Annotated in this window: 13 protein-coding genes and 2 pseudogenes; 13 read left to right on the top strand and 2 right to left on the bottom strand. The window is 62.4% G+C overall.

Going from position 1 to position 15,092, the window contains the following annotated elements; translation table 11 throughout:
• The first annotated feature begins 16 nt into the window (after positions 1-16).
• The 12 genes and pseudogenes from BQ8794_RS21695 (at position 17) to BQ8794_RS21645 (ending at position 13,504) form a co-directional block, all read left to right on the top strand.
• Positions 17-1,354 (top strand): NAD(P)/FAD-dependent oxidoreductase, encoded by a 1,338-nt coding sequence (locus BQ8794_RS21695; RefSeq protein WP_077380717.1) that lies wholly within the window; start codon positions 17-19, stop codon positions 1,352-1,354.
• 12 nt (positions 1,355-1,366) lie between these two features.
• Positions 1,367-2,368: a 4-hydroxyproline epimerase gene (locus BQ8794_RS21690; protein ID WP_077380716.1), complete on the top strand. Its 1,002-nt coding sequence runs from the start codon at positions 1,367-1,369 to the stop codon at positions 2,366-2,368.
• Positions 2,369-2,703: 335 nt separating this feature from the next.
• Positions 2,704-3,606 carry a branched-chain amino acid ABC transporter permease gene (locus tag BQ8794_RS21685; protein ID WP_077380715.1) on the top strand — a complete coding sequence of 301 codons (903 nt, stop codon included), beginning with the start codon at positions 2,704-2,706 and terminating at the stop codon, positions 3,604-3,606.
• 49 nt (positions 3,607-3,655) lie between these two features.
• Positions 3,656-3,910 (top strand): annotated as a pseudogene (locus BQ8794_RS37440) (DUF3382 domain-containing protein); the annotation flags it as partial.
• A gap of 189 nt (positions 3,911-4,099) precedes the next feature.
• Positions 4,100-5,206 (top strand): annotated as a pseudogene (gene livM, locus BQ8794_RS21680) (high-affinity branched-chain amino acid ABC transporter permease LivM); the annotation flags it as partial.
• On the top strand, positions 5,206-6,393 hold the full coding sequence (locus BQ8794_RS21675; RefSeq protein ID WP_077380713.1) for an ABC transporter ATP-binding protein: 1,188 nt from the start codon (positions 5,206-5,208) through the stop codon (positions 6,391-6,393). The pseudogene livM and the gene BQ8794_RS21675, both read left to right, overlap by 1 nt.
• Entirely contained in the window at positions 6,393-7,121 is a 729-nt protein-coding gene (locus tag BQ8794_RS21670) for an ABC transporter ATP-binding protein (RefSeq protein ID WP_029348958.1), read from the top strand. Before BQ8794_RS21675 ends, BQ8794_RS21670 begins: the two co-directional genes overlap by 1 nt.
• Before the next feature lie 17 nt (positions 7,122-7,138).
• A complete protein-coding gene (locus tag BQ8794_RS21665; RefSeq protein ID WP_077380712.1) occupies positions 7,139-7,486 on the top strand; it encodes a DUF6867 family protein in 348 nt (115 codons plus the stop codon).
• A gap of 139 nt (positions 7,487-7,625) precedes the next feature.
• Positions 7,626-8,756 carry a branched-chain amino acid ABC transporter substrate-binding protein gene (locus BQ8794_RS21660; RefSeq protein WP_077380711.1) on the top strand — a complete coding sequence of 377 codons (1,131 nt, stop codon included), beginning with the start codon at positions 7,626-7,628 and terminating at the stop codon, positions 8,754-8,756.
• Positions 8,757-8,989: 233 nt separating this feature from the next.
• Positions 8,990-12,448 (top strand): pyruvate carboxylase, encoded by a 3,459-nt coding sequence (gene pyc / locus BQ8794_RS21655; RefSeq protein ID WP_077380710.1) that lies wholly within the window; start codon positions 8,990-8,992, stop codon positions 12,446-12,448.
• Positions 12,449-12,718: 270 nt separating this feature from the next.
• A complete protein-coding gene (locus tag BQ8794_RS21650) occupies positions 12,719-12,979 on the top strand; it encodes a DUF2312 domain-containing protein (RefSeq protein ID WP_023800031.1) in 261 nt (86 codons plus the stop codon).
• Positions 12,980-13,027: 48 nt separating this feature from the next.
• A complete protein-coding gene (locus BQ8794_RS21645) occupies positions 13,028-13,504 on the top strand; it encodes a hypothetical protein (protein WP_077380709.1) in 477 nt (158 codons plus the stop codon).
• A gap of 1 nt (position 13,505) precedes the next feature.
• On the opposite strand, the gene BQ8794_RS21640 is transcribed toward BQ8794_RS21645, so the two are convergent.
• Positions 13,506-14,015 (bottom strand): arsenate reductase ArsC, encoded by a 510-nt coding sequence (locus BQ8794_RS21640; protein WP_077380708.1) that lies wholly within the window; start codon positions 14,013-14,015, stop codon positions 13,506-13,508.
• A gap of 217 nt (positions 14,016-14,232) precedes the next feature.
• On the opposite strand from BQ8794_RS21640, the gene BQ8794_RS21635 reads away from it, so the two are divergent.
• Positions 14,233-14,577, top strand: a complete 345-nt coding sequence (locus tag BQ8794_RS21635) for a hypothetical protein (RefSeq protein WP_077380707.1) — start codon at positions 14,233-14,235, stop codon at positions 14,575-14,577.
• A 60-nt stretch (positions 14,578-14,637) separates the two neighbouring features.
• On the opposite strand, the gene msrB is transcribed toward BQ8794_RS21635, so the two are convergent.
• Positions 14,638-15,042, bottom strand: coding sequence for a peptide-methionine (R)-S-oxide reductase MsrB (gene msrB / locus BQ8794_RS21630; protein ID WP_027152870.1), 405 nt, complete (start codon positions 15,040-15,042; stop codon positions 14,638-14,640).
• Between the last annotated feature and the right edge of the window lie 50 nt (positions 15,043-15,092).

Genomic DNA, 15,092 nt, shown 5'->3' with positions numbered 1-15,092 from the left:
AGATGGCGGCAGCCAGATGAGGGGCAGCACCCACGTGCAAGGAATTTCCACGTCGGCAAAAGCGGGGCGCCGCCCCTCATCCGCCCTTCGGGCACCTTCTCCCCGTGAACGGGGAGAAGGTGAGGACATCGCCATTATCGGCGGCGGCATCATCGGCATCTGTGTCGCCGCCTATCTGGCCGAGGCGGGGCGAAACGTCACGATCTTCGATCGGACGGGGATCTGTGAGGAAACGAGTTCCGGCAATGCCGCCGCCCTGGCCTTTTCCGATGTGCTGCCGCTGGCCCACAAGGGCATGATCAGGCATCTGCCGAAATGGCTTGCCGATCCGCTCGGCCCGCTCAGCATCCCGCCCGCCTATCTGCCGAAGCTGCTGCCCTGGCTTATCCGCTTCTGGCGCGCCGGACGAAGCGACCGCTACCAGGCCAGCCTCGCGGCGCAGGCCGGGATGATGCGGCTCGCCGAGGCCGAATGGGCCGGGCTGATGGCGCGCTCGGGCACCGAAAACATGCTGCGCGAGGACGGCTCGCTCGAACTTTACGAGAGCGAGGCCGAGTTCAAGGCGTCGCTGCCCGGCTGGGCGGCGAGGCAACGGTTCGGCATCGGCTTCAGCCATGTCGAGGGCGATGCGCTCGTCGCCCTGCAGCCGGGCCTGTCGCCGCGTTTCGTCAAGGGCACTTTCGTGCCGGGATGGAAGACCGTTACGGATCCGAAATTAATGGGCAAGGCGATCTGGGCCTATGCCGAGAGGAACGGCGCGCGTTTCGAAAAGGCTCGGATCGACCACGTCGGGGCGGGACAGGTCGGCGCGACATTGACGCTGGCCGACGGCACGGTGCGGCAGGCAAAATGCCTCGTCATCGCCGCCGGCGCTTGGTCGCATCTCCTGGCAAAACATTTTGGCGACCGCATCCCGCTCGAGACCGAGCGCGGCTACAACACGACGCTGCCGAAGACAGCCTTCGACGTGAAGCGGCAACTGATCTTCTCCGGCCACGGCTTCGTCGTCACCCCGCTTGAAACCGGCGTTCGCGTCGGCGGCGCGGTCGAGCTCGGCGGCATCGAGCGGCCGCCCAACTACGCCCGCTCGAAAGCGCTGCTCGACAAGGCACAAAAATTCTTGCCGGGGCTTGACCCGGCCGGCGGCCGCGAATGGATGGGATTGCGGCCGTCGCTGCCGGATTCGCTGCCGGTGATCGGTGGCGCCAGGCAGGCCGACACGATAGTCTATGCCTTCGGCCACGGCCATCTCGGCCTGACCCAGGCGGCTGCCACCGGACGCCTGGTCCGCGATCTCATTCTTGGCCAAAATCCGGTGTTTGATCTGTCTCCGTTTTCTCCGAACCGCTTCTGACGGGATCTAGCAATGGCGCGCCACTCCTTCTTTTGCATCGACGGCCACACTTGCGGCAATCCGGTGCGGCTGGTCGCTGGCGGCGGACCGCTGCTCAACGGCGCGACGATGATGGAGCGGCGCGCGCATTTCCTGGCCGAATACGACTGGATCCGCACCGGGCTGATGTTCGAGCCGCGCGGCCATGATTTGATGTCCGGCTCGATCCTCTATCCGCCGACGCGGCCCGATTGCGACGTCGCCATCCTGTTCATCGAAACCTCGGGCTGCCTGCCAATGTGCGGTCACGGCACCATTGGCACGGTGACGATGGCCATCGAGCACGGGCTGGTCAAGCCGAGGACGCCGGGCTCGCTCAGGCTGGACACGCCGGCCGGCCTGGTCACCGCCGAGTACAAGCAGGTCGGCGAATATGTCGAGGAAGTGCGCATTACCAACGTGCCGTCCTTCCTCTACGCCGAGGGACTGACGGTCGAATGCCCGCAGCTCGGCGAGATCAGCGTCGATGTCGCCTATGGCGGCAATTTCTACGCCATCGTCGAGCCGCAGAAGACCTATCGCGACATGGCCAACCATTCCGCCGGCGACCTCATCGCCTGGAGCCCGGTGGTGCGGCAGCGGCTCAACGAGAAGTATTCCTTCGTGCATCCCGAGAATCCCGGCATCGACCGGCTGTCCCACATACTGTGGACAGGTGCGCCGACCGACAGCCAGGCGGATGCGCGCAACGCTGTCTTCTACGGCGACAAGGCGATCGACCGCTCGCCTTGCGGCACCGGCACCTCGGCGCGGATGGCGCAGCTTCACGCCAAGGGCAAGCTTGGGACCGGCGACGAATTCGTCCACGAATCGATCATCGGCTCGCTGTTCAAGGGCAGGGTCGAGAAGGAAGTCACGGTGGCGGGCAAGCCGGCGATCGTTCCCTCGATCGGCGGCTGGTCGCGCATGACCGGGTTGAACACGATCTTCATCGACGATCGCGATCCGTTCGCGCATGGATTCGTCGTCAAGTAGAAAGAATCCTGACCCAGGGAAACGAACGGAACGCAAAAGATTGACGCTGCGACGGCGCAACGATCCCGCTCATCAACTTGTTTTGACGGCGATTCCTTCGAAACGGCGTGCATTTTGACGACGAATCGCCAAAGACATTGCGTTATGCCAATGATAGGGTCCGCGATAGTCCAGAGGCCGGGAAGGGAAAGAACGGGCAATCCGATTGCGTGCTTCAAAATCACGCATGCCGATTAAAGAATGACGTTGCAATCCGGGCTCGAAACTTTACGACTAGGGGAAATACGAAAAGGAATGCGTCTGCATGGGCGACATTCCAGGGGAGCCACGACAGCATGCAGTATTTTGTCCAGCAGCTTATCAACGGGCTGACGCTGGGATCGATCTATGGGCTGATAGCGATCGGCTACACGATGGTCTACGGCATCATCGGCATGATCAATTTCGCCCATGGCGACATCTTCATGATCGGCGCCTTCACCGCCCTCATCGTTTTCCTCATCCTCGGCGCGTTGTTCTATTCGGTGCCGGTGGTGATCGCGCTGCTGGTCATGATGATCGTCGCGATGCTGTTGACCAGCCTGTACAATTGGACGATCGAGAAGGTGGCCTACCGGCCTTTGCGCGGTTCGTTCCGGCTGGCGCCGCTGATCACCGCGATCGGCATGTCGATCGCGTTGTCGAACTTCGTCCAGGTGACGCAAGGGCCGCGCAACAAGCCGGTCCCGCCGATGGTGTCCAAGGTCTACAACATCGAAGGCATCAGCGTGTCGCTGAAGCAGATCATCATCGTCCTGGTCACCATAGTCCTGCTGGCGCTGTTCTGGTACCTAGTCAACAAGACTTCGCTGGGTCGAGCCCAAAGGGCCTGCGAGCAGGACCGCAAGATGGCCGCACTGCTCGGCATCGATGTCGATCGCACCATCTCGATCACCTTCATCATGGGCGCCGCCCTTGCCGCCGTCGCCGGCACGTTGTTCCTGATGTATTACGGTGTCGTGGTGTTTTCCGATGGCTTTACGCCCGGTGTGAAGGCATTTACTGCCGCGGTGCTCGGCGGCATCGGCTCGCTGCCCGGCGCCGTGCTCGGTGGGCTGATGATCGGCTTCATCGAAAGCATGTGGTCGGCTTATTTCTCGATCGACTACAAGGACGTCGCCGCCTTCTCGATCCTGGCGATCGTGCTGATCTTCCTGCCTTCCGGCATTCTCGGCCGGCCAGAAGTCGAAAAGGTCTGAGACAATGGCGGTCACCGCATCTCCGGAGCGCGACATCGTCGCCACCCCCATGCAGCGCGCCACCCGCGAAGCGCTCTATGCCGGCGCCATCGCGCTCGGCCTGTTCGTGCTGTTCATCGGCCTGAGAACCGACCAGAACATCTCGAACGAACTGATCCTGGTGCAGCGCTGGGGCCTGCTCGCCATCGTGGTCGTGCTGACCATGGCCGGCCGTTTTCTCTACGTCGCTTACGGACAGCCCTTCCTGGCAAATCAGAAGATCGTCGATGTCGCCACCGGCCTGCTGCCGGAGAGCATGGCGACGCGGTTCTTCCGCTTGCCGTATTTCATTGCTGCCATCGTCATAGTGGCCGTGCTGGCTTTCCTTGCCGGCTCCCTTGACGGATTGCTGGGACCCGGCCTGGCCGGTTATGCACGGTTCCTGAGGGCGCTGGCGATCATCTACGCCCTGGCCTCGGTGATGTTTTATTTCCGAACCTTCATCCATGCCCATTTTTCGGCGCTGGGCATAACCGCACTGGCGCTCTACCCGGTCATTGTCGTGCTGGTGCTTGCTGTGTACGGAGGCTCGATGGCCGCCGGCTTCCAGGGTTCTCTGAAATGGGTCGACAATTTCGGCATCCAGATCCTGATCTACGTGATGCTGGCCTGGGGGTTGAACATCGTCGTTGGCCTCGCCGGCCTGCTCGACCTTGGTTATGTCGCCTTTTACGCCGTCGGCGCCTATGCCTATGCGCTGCTCGGCACGCAGTATGGCCTGTCGTTCTGGATCCTGCTGCCTGCCGCCGGCGCCATGGCTGCCTTCTGGGGCGTGCTGCTCGGTTTTCCGGTGCTTCGCCTGCGTGGCGACTATCTGGCGATCGTGACGCTGGCCTTCGGCGAGATCATCCGTCTCGTGCTGATCAATTGGCGTGAGGTTACCAACGGCTCGGCCGGTATCTCCGGCATCCCCAAGGTCACGTTTTTCGGCCTGATGACGTTCAACGTCTCGGATCCCAACTATATCGCCAAGGTTTTCGACATCGCCACGTCGAGCGCCTACTACAAGATATTCCTCTACTACCTGATCCTCGGGCTCTGCCTGCTCACCGCCTTCGTCACCATAAGGCTTAGGCGCATGCCCGTCGGTCGCGCCTGGGAAGCGTTGCGCGAGGACGAGATCGCCTGCCGCTCGCTCGGCATCAACACCACCACCACCAAGCTCACCGCCTTTGCCACCGGCGCCATGTTCGGCGGCTTCGCCGGCTCGTTCTTCGCCGCTCGGCAAGGTTTCGTCAGCCCCGAATCCTTCATCTTCCTGGAATCGGCCATTATCCTCGCCATCGTCGTGCTCGGCGGCATGGGTTCGCTGGTCGGCATCGCCGTCGCCGCCATGGTGATGATCGGCGGCACCGAGGTGCTGCGCGAGCTCGATTTCCTGAAGCAGGTCTTCGGTCCCGACTTCACGCCGGAACTCTACCGCATGCTGCTGTTCGGCATGGCCATGGTCATCGTCATGCTGTGGAAGCCGCGCGGCTTCGTCGGCAGTCGTGAACCGACCGCCTTCCTCAAGGAGAGCAGGGCGGTGTCCGGCTCCTTCACCAAGGAGGGTCACGGCTGATGAGCGATGCGAGCTCGATTCAGAAAGCCAACCCGGGCGTGAACGATGCCATCCTGCAGGTCGATCATCTGTCGATGAAGTTCGGCGGTCTGGTCGCCATCGGCGACCTGTCCTTCCAGGCCAGGCGCGGTGAGATCACCGCGCTGATCGGGCCGAACGGCGCCGGCAAGACCACCGTGTTCAACTGCATCACCGGCTTCTACAAACCGTCGGAAGGCATGATCACGCTCAACCGGCGCGACGGCTCGAGCTATCTGCTCGAACGGCTGCCGAACCATGAGATTCCGGCGCGCGCCAAGGTGGCGCGGACCTTCCAGAACATTCGTCTGTTCTCCGGCATGACGCTGCTGGAGAACCTGCTGGTGGCGCAGCACAACAAGCTGATGAAGGCGTCCGGCTACACTATCCTCGGCCTGTTTGGCTTCAGCGGCTACCGGACCGCGTCGGCCGAGTCGATCGACCTCGCCAGGCACTGGCTGGAAAAGGCCGACCTCGTCAATCGAGCCGACGATCCGGCCGGCGACTTGCCCTACGGCGCGCAGCGGCGCCTGGAGATCGCGCGGGCCATGTGCACGGGTCCGGAGCTGCTCTGCCTCGACGAGCCGGCGGCCGGGCTCAATCCGAAGGAATCAATGGCGCTCAACGCGCTGCTGATGGACATCAAGGACAACACCGGCACCTCCATCCTGCTGATCGAGCACGACATGGCGGTGGTCATGCAGATTTCCGACCATGTCGTGGTGCTCGAATACGGGCGCAAGATCTCGGACGGCAGCCCGCATGCGGTGCGCACCGATCCGCGTGTCATCGCCGCCTATCTCGGGGTCGAAGACGAGGACGTCGAGACGGTGCTGATCGAGGTCGGCGACGAAGACGTCATCGAGCAACTCGACACCGGCCCGGATTCGACGCACGGTCCGGATTCGTCATCCTCGTATTTCGCCGGACCGGTGAGCGACACGGTCGGACACAGCGAGGGCGAACGGGTCACGGTGTCGAAGGGCGCATCGAAAGCCGGTCAGGTCGATGCAAGGTCGGGCGCGGCGGCAAGGCCCGCATCGCCGGCCGAAGCCGAACCGGCGGCGAAACCTTCCGCAGCGAAATCCTCCGCGGCAAAGCCGGCCGCCAAGGCTCCGGCAAAGCCCAAGACACCGGGCGACTCCAACCGGGGCGGAGGGAATGAATGATGGCCGGCACAACGCTGCTCGACATCAAGGGCGTCCAGACCTACTACGGCAACATCAGGGCGCTGAACGGCGTCGATGTCACCGTCAAGCAGGGCGAGATCGTGGCGCTGATCGGCGCCAACGGCGCCGGCAAGTCGACGCTGATGATGACCATTTTTGGTGCACCACGGGCTCGGGCCGGCACCATCACCTTCGCCGGCACCGACATCACCCAGTTGCCGACCCATGAGATCGCGCGCATGCGCATCGCCCAGTCGCCGGAGGGCCGTCGCATCTTTCCGCGCATGACAGTGATGGAAAACCTGCAGATGGGCGCCAGCCTCGACAACCTCAAGCACTACGACGAGGACGTCGAGAAGGTGTTCACGCTGTTTCCACGCCTGAAGGAACGCATTGCCCAGCGCGGTGGCACGCTGTCGGGCGGCGAGCAGCAGATGCTTTCGATCGGACGTGCGCTGATGGCGCGGCCGAAACTGCTCTTGCTCGACGAGCCGTCGCTAGGCCTGGCGCCGCTGATCGTCAAGCAGATCTTCGACGCGATCCGCGAGTTGAACCGCACGCAGGGGCTGACCGTGTTCCTGGTCGAGCAGAACGCCTTCGGCGCGCTGAAGCTCGCCACGCGCGGCTATGTCATGGTCAACGGCAATGTGACGATGAGCGGCACCGGCAAGGAGCTCCTCGCCGATCCGGACGTGCGCGCCGCCTATCTCGAAGGCGGCCATCACTGAGTTCAGGAGTCTTCATCATGCAGGGCATTCTCTACGAGGAACCCTCGGTCTGGCAGTTCTTCTTCGTCACCTGCCTGCTTGGCGGCTGGGCGGCATGGATGACGGGCAAGGCCTGCGCCCAGACATGGCGCAGCGTCGTCCAATTGTTCGCCTATTTGCTCGGCCTCGGCATCGCCGTAAGGTTCATCCATCACGCACTGTTCGGCGGCACGATGTTCTCGCTGCACTACTACATCGTCGACACCATCGTCCTGATGATTTTGGGGTTCATCGGCTATCAATATACGCGCACCAACCAGATGGTGACACAGTATAACTGGCTCTACGAAAGAGCATCGCTTTTGAGCTGGAAACCAAAGGGTTGACGTTCACCATTAACGCCGTTCCGGGGATGAATCGGCGTGACAAGTGCCTGAAAATCGGCAAAGTACGTTTTCTGCGAGTAAAGGTGGGCATCGCATGAAAGCATCATCCACGCCCACTCTGTAAATGGGAGCGTTTTACATGAGAAAATCACTTTTGTCCGCCGTCGCCCTGACCGCGCTTGTCGCGTTCAGCGGAAGCGCGTGGGCTGACATCCTGGTCGGCGTTGCCGGTCCGATCACCGGTCCCAACGCCGCCTTCGGCGCGCAGCTGCAAAAGGGCGCCGAACAGGCTGTCGCCGACATCAATGCGGCCGGCGGCATCAACGGCGAGCAGGTCAAGCTCACGGTCGGCGACGACGTCTCCGATCCGAAGCAGGGCATCTCGGTCGCCAACAAGTTCGTCGCCGACGGCGTCAAGTATGTGGTCGGTCACTTCAACTCGGGCGTTTCGATCCCGGCATCGGAAGTCTATGCCGAGAACGGTATCCTCGAGATCACGCCGGCTGCGACCAATCCGAAGTTCACCGAACGCGGCATGTGGAACACCTTCCGCACCTGCGGACGCGACGATCAGCAGGGCAAGGTTGCTGGCGACTATCTCGCCGCGAACTTCAAGGATGCCAAGATCGCTGTCATCCATGACAAGACGCCTTATGGCCAAGGCCTCGCCGACGAAACCAAGAAGGCGCTTGCAGCCAATAGCGTGACCGAGGCCATGTATGAAGGCATCAATGTCGGCGACAAGGATTTCTCGGCCCTCATCGCCAAGATGAAGGACGCGGGCGTCTCCGTCGTCTACTATGGCGGCCTGCACACCGAAGCCGGCCTGATCATACGCCAACTCGCCGACCAGGGCCTCAAGGCAACCTTCATGTCCGGCGACGGCATCGTGTCAAACGAATTGGCCTCCATCGCCGGCGACGCCGTCGACGGCACACTGATGACGTTCGCTCCGGATCCGCGCAAGAATCCGAACGCCAAGGAACTCGTCGAGAAGTTCCGCGCGGCCGGCTTCGAGCCTGAGGCCTATACCCTCTACTCCTACGCGGCGATGGAAATCATCGCGGCCGCCATCGCCAAGGCCGGTTCAGCTGATGACGCTCAGAAGGTTGCCGAGACCATCAAGTCGGCCGGCCCCTGGAAGACCACGATCGGCGAGATCGGCTATGATGCGAAAGGCGACATCACCCGCCCGGACTACGTCATGTACACCTGGAAGAAGGGTGACGACGGCAAGTACACCTATGTCGAGAACGCACCCGGCAAATAACCGGACCGTTGCTGCATAAAATGCCCGGCGCCTCGCGCCGGGCATTTTTCATGGGAGTTTCCGAAAGCCTGGATCGGGACTGCAATGCGCTGTCCGGACCGACACGCAATGTGATAGCGATAGATTAAACTAAATCGGTTTAATTGCCCCAACCTGATTTCGTTTGCGCTGCAGCATTTTCGCGTTAATCATGGCTCCCAGTTCCCTTCCCACCAGCGTCCGGAGCCTTGTCCTTGGCCATCACGAAGATCCTTGTCGCCAACCGCTCCGAAATTGCCATCCGCGTCTTCCGCGCGGCCAACGAACTCGGCCTCAAAACCGTTGCGATCTGGGCCGAGGAGGACAAATACTCGCTGCACCGCTTCAAGGCCGACGAAAGCTATCAGGTCGGGCGCGGGCCGCATCTGAACAGGGATATGGGGCCGATCGAAAGCTATCTGTCGATCGAGGAAGTGATCCGCGTCGCCAGGCTTTCGGGCGCCGATGCCATCCATCCGGGCTATGGGCTGTTGTCGGAAAGCCCTGAATTCGCCGAAGCCTGCGCCAAGGCCCGCATTATTTTCATTGGACCGAAGCCGGATACGATGCGCAGGCTCGGCAACAAGGTCGCCGCACGCAACCTGGCGATCGAGGTCGGCGTGCCGGTAATCCCCGCCACCGATCCCCTGCCGGACGACATCGAGAAGGTGAAGGCCCTCGCCAGGACGATCGGCTATCCGGTGATGCTGAAGGCGTCGTGGGGCGGCGGTGGCCGCGGCATGCGCGCCATCCGCTCGGAGGCCGATCTCGCCCGCGAGGTGACGGAGGGCAAGCGCGAAGCGAAAGCCGCCTTCGGCAAGGACGAGGTCTATCTCGAAAAGCTGATCGAGCGCGCCCGCCATGTCGAGGTGCAGGTGCTGGGCGACACACACGGCAACGCCGTGCACCTGTTCGAGCGCGATTGCTCGATCCAGCGCCGCAACCAGAAGGTGGTCGAGCGCGCGCCGGCGCCGTATCTCGAAATGTCGCAGCGCGAAGAGCTTTGCGGCTACGCGCTCAAGATCGCGCGCGAGACGAGCTATATCGGCGCCGGCACGGTCGAGTTCCTGCAGGATGCCGACACCGGAAAATTCTACTTCATCGAAGTCAATCCGCGCATCCAGGTCGAGCACACCGTCACCGAGCAGGTGACCGGCATCGACATCGTCAAGGCGCAGATTCATATCCTCGATGGCTTTGCCATCGGCACGCCGGAATCGGGCGTGCCGGCGCAGGAGGATATCAGGCTCAACGGCCACGCGCTGCAGTGCCGCATCACCACGGAAGATCCCGAACATAATTTCATTCCCGACTATGGCCGCATCACCGCCTATCGCGGCGCCACCGGTTTCGGCATCCGCCTCGATGGCGGCACCGCCTATTCCGGCGCGGTCATCACCCGCTTTTACGATCCGCTGCTGGAGAAGGTGACGGCCTGGGCGCCGACGCCGGCCGAAACCATCGCCCGCATGAACCGGGCGCTGCGCGAGTTCCGTATTCGTGGGGTGGCGACCAACCTCACCTTCCTCGAGGCGATCATCAATCACCCAAGTTTCGCCGAAAATTCCTATACGACCAAGTTTATCGATACGACACCGGAACTGTTCGCGAGTGTGAAGCGGCAGGATCGCGCGACCAAGCTGCTCAACTACCTGGCCGATGTCAGCGTCAACGGCCATCCCGAAACCCGCGGCCGGCCGCAGCCGAAGGCCGATGCGGCGGCACCCATGGTGCCCTATCTCAACGGCAATGTGCCCGATGGCAGCAAGCAGAAGCTCGATGCGCTTGGGCCGGAGAAATTCGCGGCCTGGATGCGCGCACAAAAAGAGGTGCTGGTCACCGACACGACGATGCGCGACGGACACCAATCCCTGCTGGCGACGCGCGTGCGCACCTATGACATCGCCGGCATTGCCGGCACCTATGCACGCGCATTGCCGCAGCTTTTGTCGCTCGAATGCTGGGGCGGGGCGACCTTCGACGTCGCCATGCGCTTTCTCACCGAAGACCCGTGGGAGCGGCTGGCGCTGGTGCGCGAGGCAGCGCCCAATCTGTTGCTGCAGATGCTTTTGCGCGGCGCCAACGGCGTTGGCTACACCAACTATCCGGACAATATCGTCCAGCATTTCGTCAAACAGGCAGCAAGCGGCGGCATCGACCTGTTCCGCGTCTTTGACTGTTTGAACTGGGTCGACAACATGCGCGTCGCCATGGACGCGGTCGGCGCCGAAGGCAAGCTGATCGAAGCAGCGATCTGCTACACCGGCGACATACTCGACCCGGCCCGAGCCAAGTACGACCTCAAATACTACGTCGCGCTGGCCAGGGAGTTGCAGGCGGCCGGCGCCCATATCATCGCGGTCAAGGACATGGCCGGGCTCTTGAAGCCGAATGCCGCCCGCGCACTGTTCAAGGCGCTGCGCGAGGCGACCGACCTGCCGATCCACTTTCACACGCACGACACGTCAGGCCTGTCGGCGGCGACGGTGCTGGCGGCAGTGGACAGCGGTGTCGACGCCATCGACGCGGCGATGGATGCCCTGTCCGGCAACACCTCGCAGCCTTGCCTGGGCTCGATCGTCGAGGCGCTGAAGGGCACCGAGCGGGATCCGGGCATCGACCCGCAATGGATCAGGAACATCTCGTTCTACTGGGAGGCGGTGCGCAACCAGTATGCTGCCTTCGAAAGCGACCTGAAGGGGCCGGCCTCGGAAGTCTACCTGCACGAAATGCCGGGTGGTCAGTTCACCAACCTCAAGGAGCAGGCGCGCTCACTCGGGCTGGAGACGCGCTGGCACGAAGTGGCGCAGACCTATCACGACGTCAATCTGATGTTCGGTGACATCGTCAAGGTGACGCCGTCGTCCAAGGTCGTCGGCGACATGGCGCTGATGATGGTGAGCCAGGACCTGACGGTTGCCGATGTCGAAAATCCGGCCAGGGATATCGCCTTCCCGGACTCGGTCGTGTCGATGCTGCGCGGCGATCTCGGCCAGTCGCCCGGCGGTTGGCCGGAGGCACTGCAGAAGAAGGTGCTGAAAGGCGACAAACCGATCACCGTGCGGCCCGGTTCGCTGCTGAAAGCAGCCAATCTCAAGGCCAGCCGCAAGGAGATCGAGGACAAGCTCGAGCGCAAGCTCAGCGAATTCGAATTCGCCTCGTGGCTGATGTACCCGAAGGTCTTCTCCGACTTTACCGCAGCGCAGGAAACCTATGGGCCGGTCAGCGTGCTGCCGACTCCGACCTATTTCTACGGCATGAAGCCGGAGGACGAGATCTTTGTCGACATCGAGAAGGGCAAGACGCTGGTGGTGCGCTGCCTGGCCATCGGCGATGTCGACGAGAAGGGTATGGTCACCGTGTTCTTCGAGCTCAACGGCCAGCCGCGCCGGGTCAAAGTGCCGGATCGGGCGCACGGCGCTTCCGCCGCCAAGGCGCGGCGCAAAGCCGAGCCGGGCAATGAGGCGCATGTCGGCGCACCGATGCCGGGCGTCGTCTCGGCGCTCGCCGTTGCCGCCGGCCAGTCGGTCAAGGCCGGCGACGTGCTTTTGTCGATCGAGGCGATGAAGATGGAGACGGCATTGCATGCCGAGCGTGATGGGGTTGTCGCCGAAGTGCTGGTCAAGACCGGCGACCAGATCGACGCGAAGGATTTGCTGATCGCCTTCGGATAAGGTGTGTTGATATTCAGGTGATGCCGGCCTGCAAACGCCGGCTGCCTGCGCTTCCGGTGCTCACGTACTTAAGTACGCTCCGCTCCGGTTCTCGGCAGCCGCCGTTTTCGGCTCGGCCTGACCTGAATCTCAACACACCTTGGGGCGTGCCTAACCCTTCATGCCGCATCGATAACAGCTTGACCGGTCGGCTCCGGTCGGGCATCGAACCGCTGCAAATTCGCCGCGACGGTTCGTGAGTCGCGGCATGGAAAACGACGCGGAGAAAAAATGGCCGACGACATCACCGAGACCAGCCAGACTGTTGCCGCCGGCCAGCTGCGAGCCTTCATCGAGCGCATCGAGCGGCTCGAGGAAGAGAAGAAGACGATCGCCGACGACATCAAGGAAGTGTTCGCCGAGGCCAAGGGCACCGGCTTCGACACCAAGGCGATGCGGTCGATCATCCGGCTGCGCAAGAAGGACCAGGCTGAGCGGCAAGAGGAGGAAACCATCCTCGACCTCTACAAAGCCGCACTCGGCATGGTGTAAGGCTGGTAACAGCCCTGGGCGCCGGTTGCGCCCGCAACGGGTCGAACCATGAGCGAATTCGACTTTGGCGGCCGCCGCGCCTCTGAGTTCCGCCAACGCGGCTTCTGGACGCTGTTCGCAGAACGGCATCCGGAAGAAAGGCCTCTGATGGCGCGGCGCGGACCCTGGTTCTGGCAGCGCGGGCTGCCCGACTTCGCATTGGTCCTTTCCATGTATGTCGCGCCGGCGCAGAACCATGTCGGCGTCTTCTTCGGCCGCAACGAGAAGTTCGGTGCCACGGAAGCCTGGTCGCGGTTGAAGCCGTTCCAGCCGGCGATTGAAGACAAGTTGAAGCTCAGGCCGGAACAGAGCTGCGAGGGCCTCGGCATCAATTCGCTGTGGCGCGTGAACTGTTTTGCCGAGGACAATTGGCCGGCCATGGCCGACTGGCTGGTGACGGAAGCATCGCGTTTCGAGCGCGCCGTTGCCGAGGTGTTGGGCGAGGGTGGCGAAGCCGGTTCGACAATTCGCGTCGCAGTGGCTTGAGTTAGTTCGGCTTCGCCGTGTCACGGCCAATCTGATCGAGATGCTGTTGCAGCGCCAGATGGTCGAGCGCATCCACCCGCAGATTGGTGAACAGCGAGATGCGGTTGTTGAGCATGCGATAGGCATCGGCAAAGGCAAGATGCAGTTCGGCTTCAGTGCCGTCTGCCTTGGCTGGGTCCGGTATCGACCAGAGCGCGGTCATCGGATGACCCGGCCAGATCGGACAGGATTCATTCGCGGTGCTGTCGCAAAGCGTGAAGATGAAATTCATTTCCGGGGCTGCGGGCTCGGCAAACTCGTCCCAGCCTTTCGAACGGGCGAAGCTCGTATCGTAGCTGAGGCTTTCGAGCAGCTGCAGTGCGTAGGGATTGACCTCGCCCTTCGGCTGCGAACCGGCGGAAAAGGCCTTGAACCTGCCGCCACCGATCCGGTTGAGGAGGGCTTCCGCCATGATCGATCGCGCCGAATTGGCGTTGCAAAGAAACAGCACGTTGTAGACATTATCGCTCATCTCAAGACCTCCCTTGGCAGGCGACTGGATGATGGGAGCGGCAGATTCCGGCAAGGTGTCTTTGCCGAGACGCCGACAAGGGCGACGTAGAAAGGTTTCACGACCGTTTGATGACAATTTGTCAAATCATACGCTTGCGTGCCGATGATCGATTTGCGTTGACAGGCTTGCTGCTTTGGAAATCTCTGCGGCTGTCGAATGAGAGAAAGTCGCATCGATGAGTGCGCCGGAGACTTTCGAAGGCGAAGACGGCAAGGCAGGCCGTGCGGCGGGTTTCTTCCGCTCGCGCTGGCAAGGCACGGCGCCGCTAGACCGGCTGTTCTGGCGCGATCTTGTCCTTGTCGGCACGGCGATCAACATCGCAGTGTCGGTGCTGGCGCTGATCCTGCTCGGGCTGAAGCTGCCGCTCGCTCTCGTTCTGGCGGTGCATTTCGCGCCGGTGCCGTACAATTTCTTTCTGACTTTTGCGGTGTGGCGGACCGCAGAGAAATCCGGCGGCATCAAGGCTTCGCTGATGACGCTGGGGGCTGTGCTGTGGCTGATACTGGTGGTGGTGATCTGACGGGACAGTGGTGCCGGCAAAGGCCGGCGGAAGCCGTCCTTTGACAATATTGAATTCCAGTCAGGCAGCCGGCTCGAATTTCAGCGCGACCCCGTTGATGCAATAGCGCAGGCCGGTCGGCGGCGGGCCGTCCTCGAAGACGTGGCCGAGATGGCTGCCGCAGCGGGCGCAGTGGCATTCGGTGCGGACCATGCCGTAGCTGCGGTCGACGGTCGTCTCGACCGAACCGGGCACCGGATCGTTGAAGCTTGGCCAGCCGGTGCCGCTCTCGAACTTCAGCTTGGATTCGAACAAAGGCTGGTCGCAGCCGACGCAGGAAAAAGTGCCGGCGCGCTTCTCGTGGAGCAGCGCGCAGCTGCCCGGCCGCTCGGTGCCGTGATTGCGCATCACCGCATATTGCTCCGGCGTCAGCCGGGCGCGCCATTCGGCATCGGTGCGGGTGACTGGGTAGGTGTGACTATCCATTTTTTGCCTCTTAGTTCACGCCGCTATTGGGCTGCTTTCCCAAGTTCGCC

It is taken from the genome of Mesorhizobium prunaredense, assembly GCF_900156895.1.
In the GTDB taxonomy this organism is placed as follows: Bacteria; Pseudomonadota; Alphaproteobacteria; order Rhizobiales; family Rhizobiaceae; genus Mesorhizobium; species Mesorhizobium prunaredense.
The sequence above is the reverse complement of the archived record's forward strand: the minus strand, read 5'-3'. Positions and strand labels throughout refer to the sequence as shown.

Bases quoted from the DNA above. Each gene is read 5' to 3' on its own strand.
- BQ8794_RS21665 (WP_077380712.1), top strand. From the start codon at position 7,139: ATGCAGGGCATTCTCTACGAGGAACCCTCGGTCTGGCAGTTCTTCTTC.
- BQ8794_RS21635 (WP_077380707.1), top strand. From the start codon at position 14,233: ATGAGTGCGCCGGAGACTTTCGAAGGCGAAGACGGCAAGGCAGGCCGT.
- BQ8794_RS21675 (WP_077380713.1), top strand. From the start codon at position 5,206: ATGAGCGATGCGAGCTCGATTCAGAAAGCCAACCCGGGCGTGAACGAT.
- BQ8794_RS21670 (WP_029348958.1), top strand. From the start codon at position 6,393: ATGGCCGGCACAACGCTGCTCGACATCAAGGGCGTCCAGACCTACTAC.
- BQ8794_RS21660 (WP_077380711.1), top strand. From the start codon at position 7,626: ATGAGAAAATCACTTTTGTCCGCCGTCGCCCTGACCGCGCTTGTCGCG.
- BQ8794_RS21690 (WP_077380716.1), top strand. From the start codon at position 1,367: ATGGCGCGCCACTCCTTCTTTTGCATCGACGGCCACACTTGCGGCAAT.
- BQ8794_RS21685 (WP_077380715.1), top strand. From the start codon at position 2,704: ATGCAGTATTTTGTCCAGCAGCTTATCAACGGGCTGACGCTGGGATCG.
- msrB (WP_027152870.1), bottom strand. From the start codon at position 15,042: ATGGATAGTCACACCTACCCAGTCACCCGCACCGATGCCGAATGGCGC.
- BQ8794_RS21645 (WP_077380709.1), top strand. From the start codon at position 13,028: ATGAGCGAATTCGACTTTGGCGGCCGCCGCGCCTCTGAGTTCCGCCAA.
- BQ8794_RS21650 (WP_023800031.1), top strand. From the start codon at position 12,719: ATGGCCGACGACATCACCGAGACCAGCCAGACTGTTGCCGCCGGCCAG.
- BQ8794_RS21640 (WP_077380708.1), bottom strand. From the start codon at position 14,015: ATGAGCGATAATGTCTACAACGTGCTGTTTCTTTGCAACGCCAATTCG.
- BQ8794_RS21695 (WP_077380717.1), top strand. From the start codon at position 17: ATGAGGGGCAGCACCCACGTGCAAGGAATTTCCACGTCGGCAAAAGCG.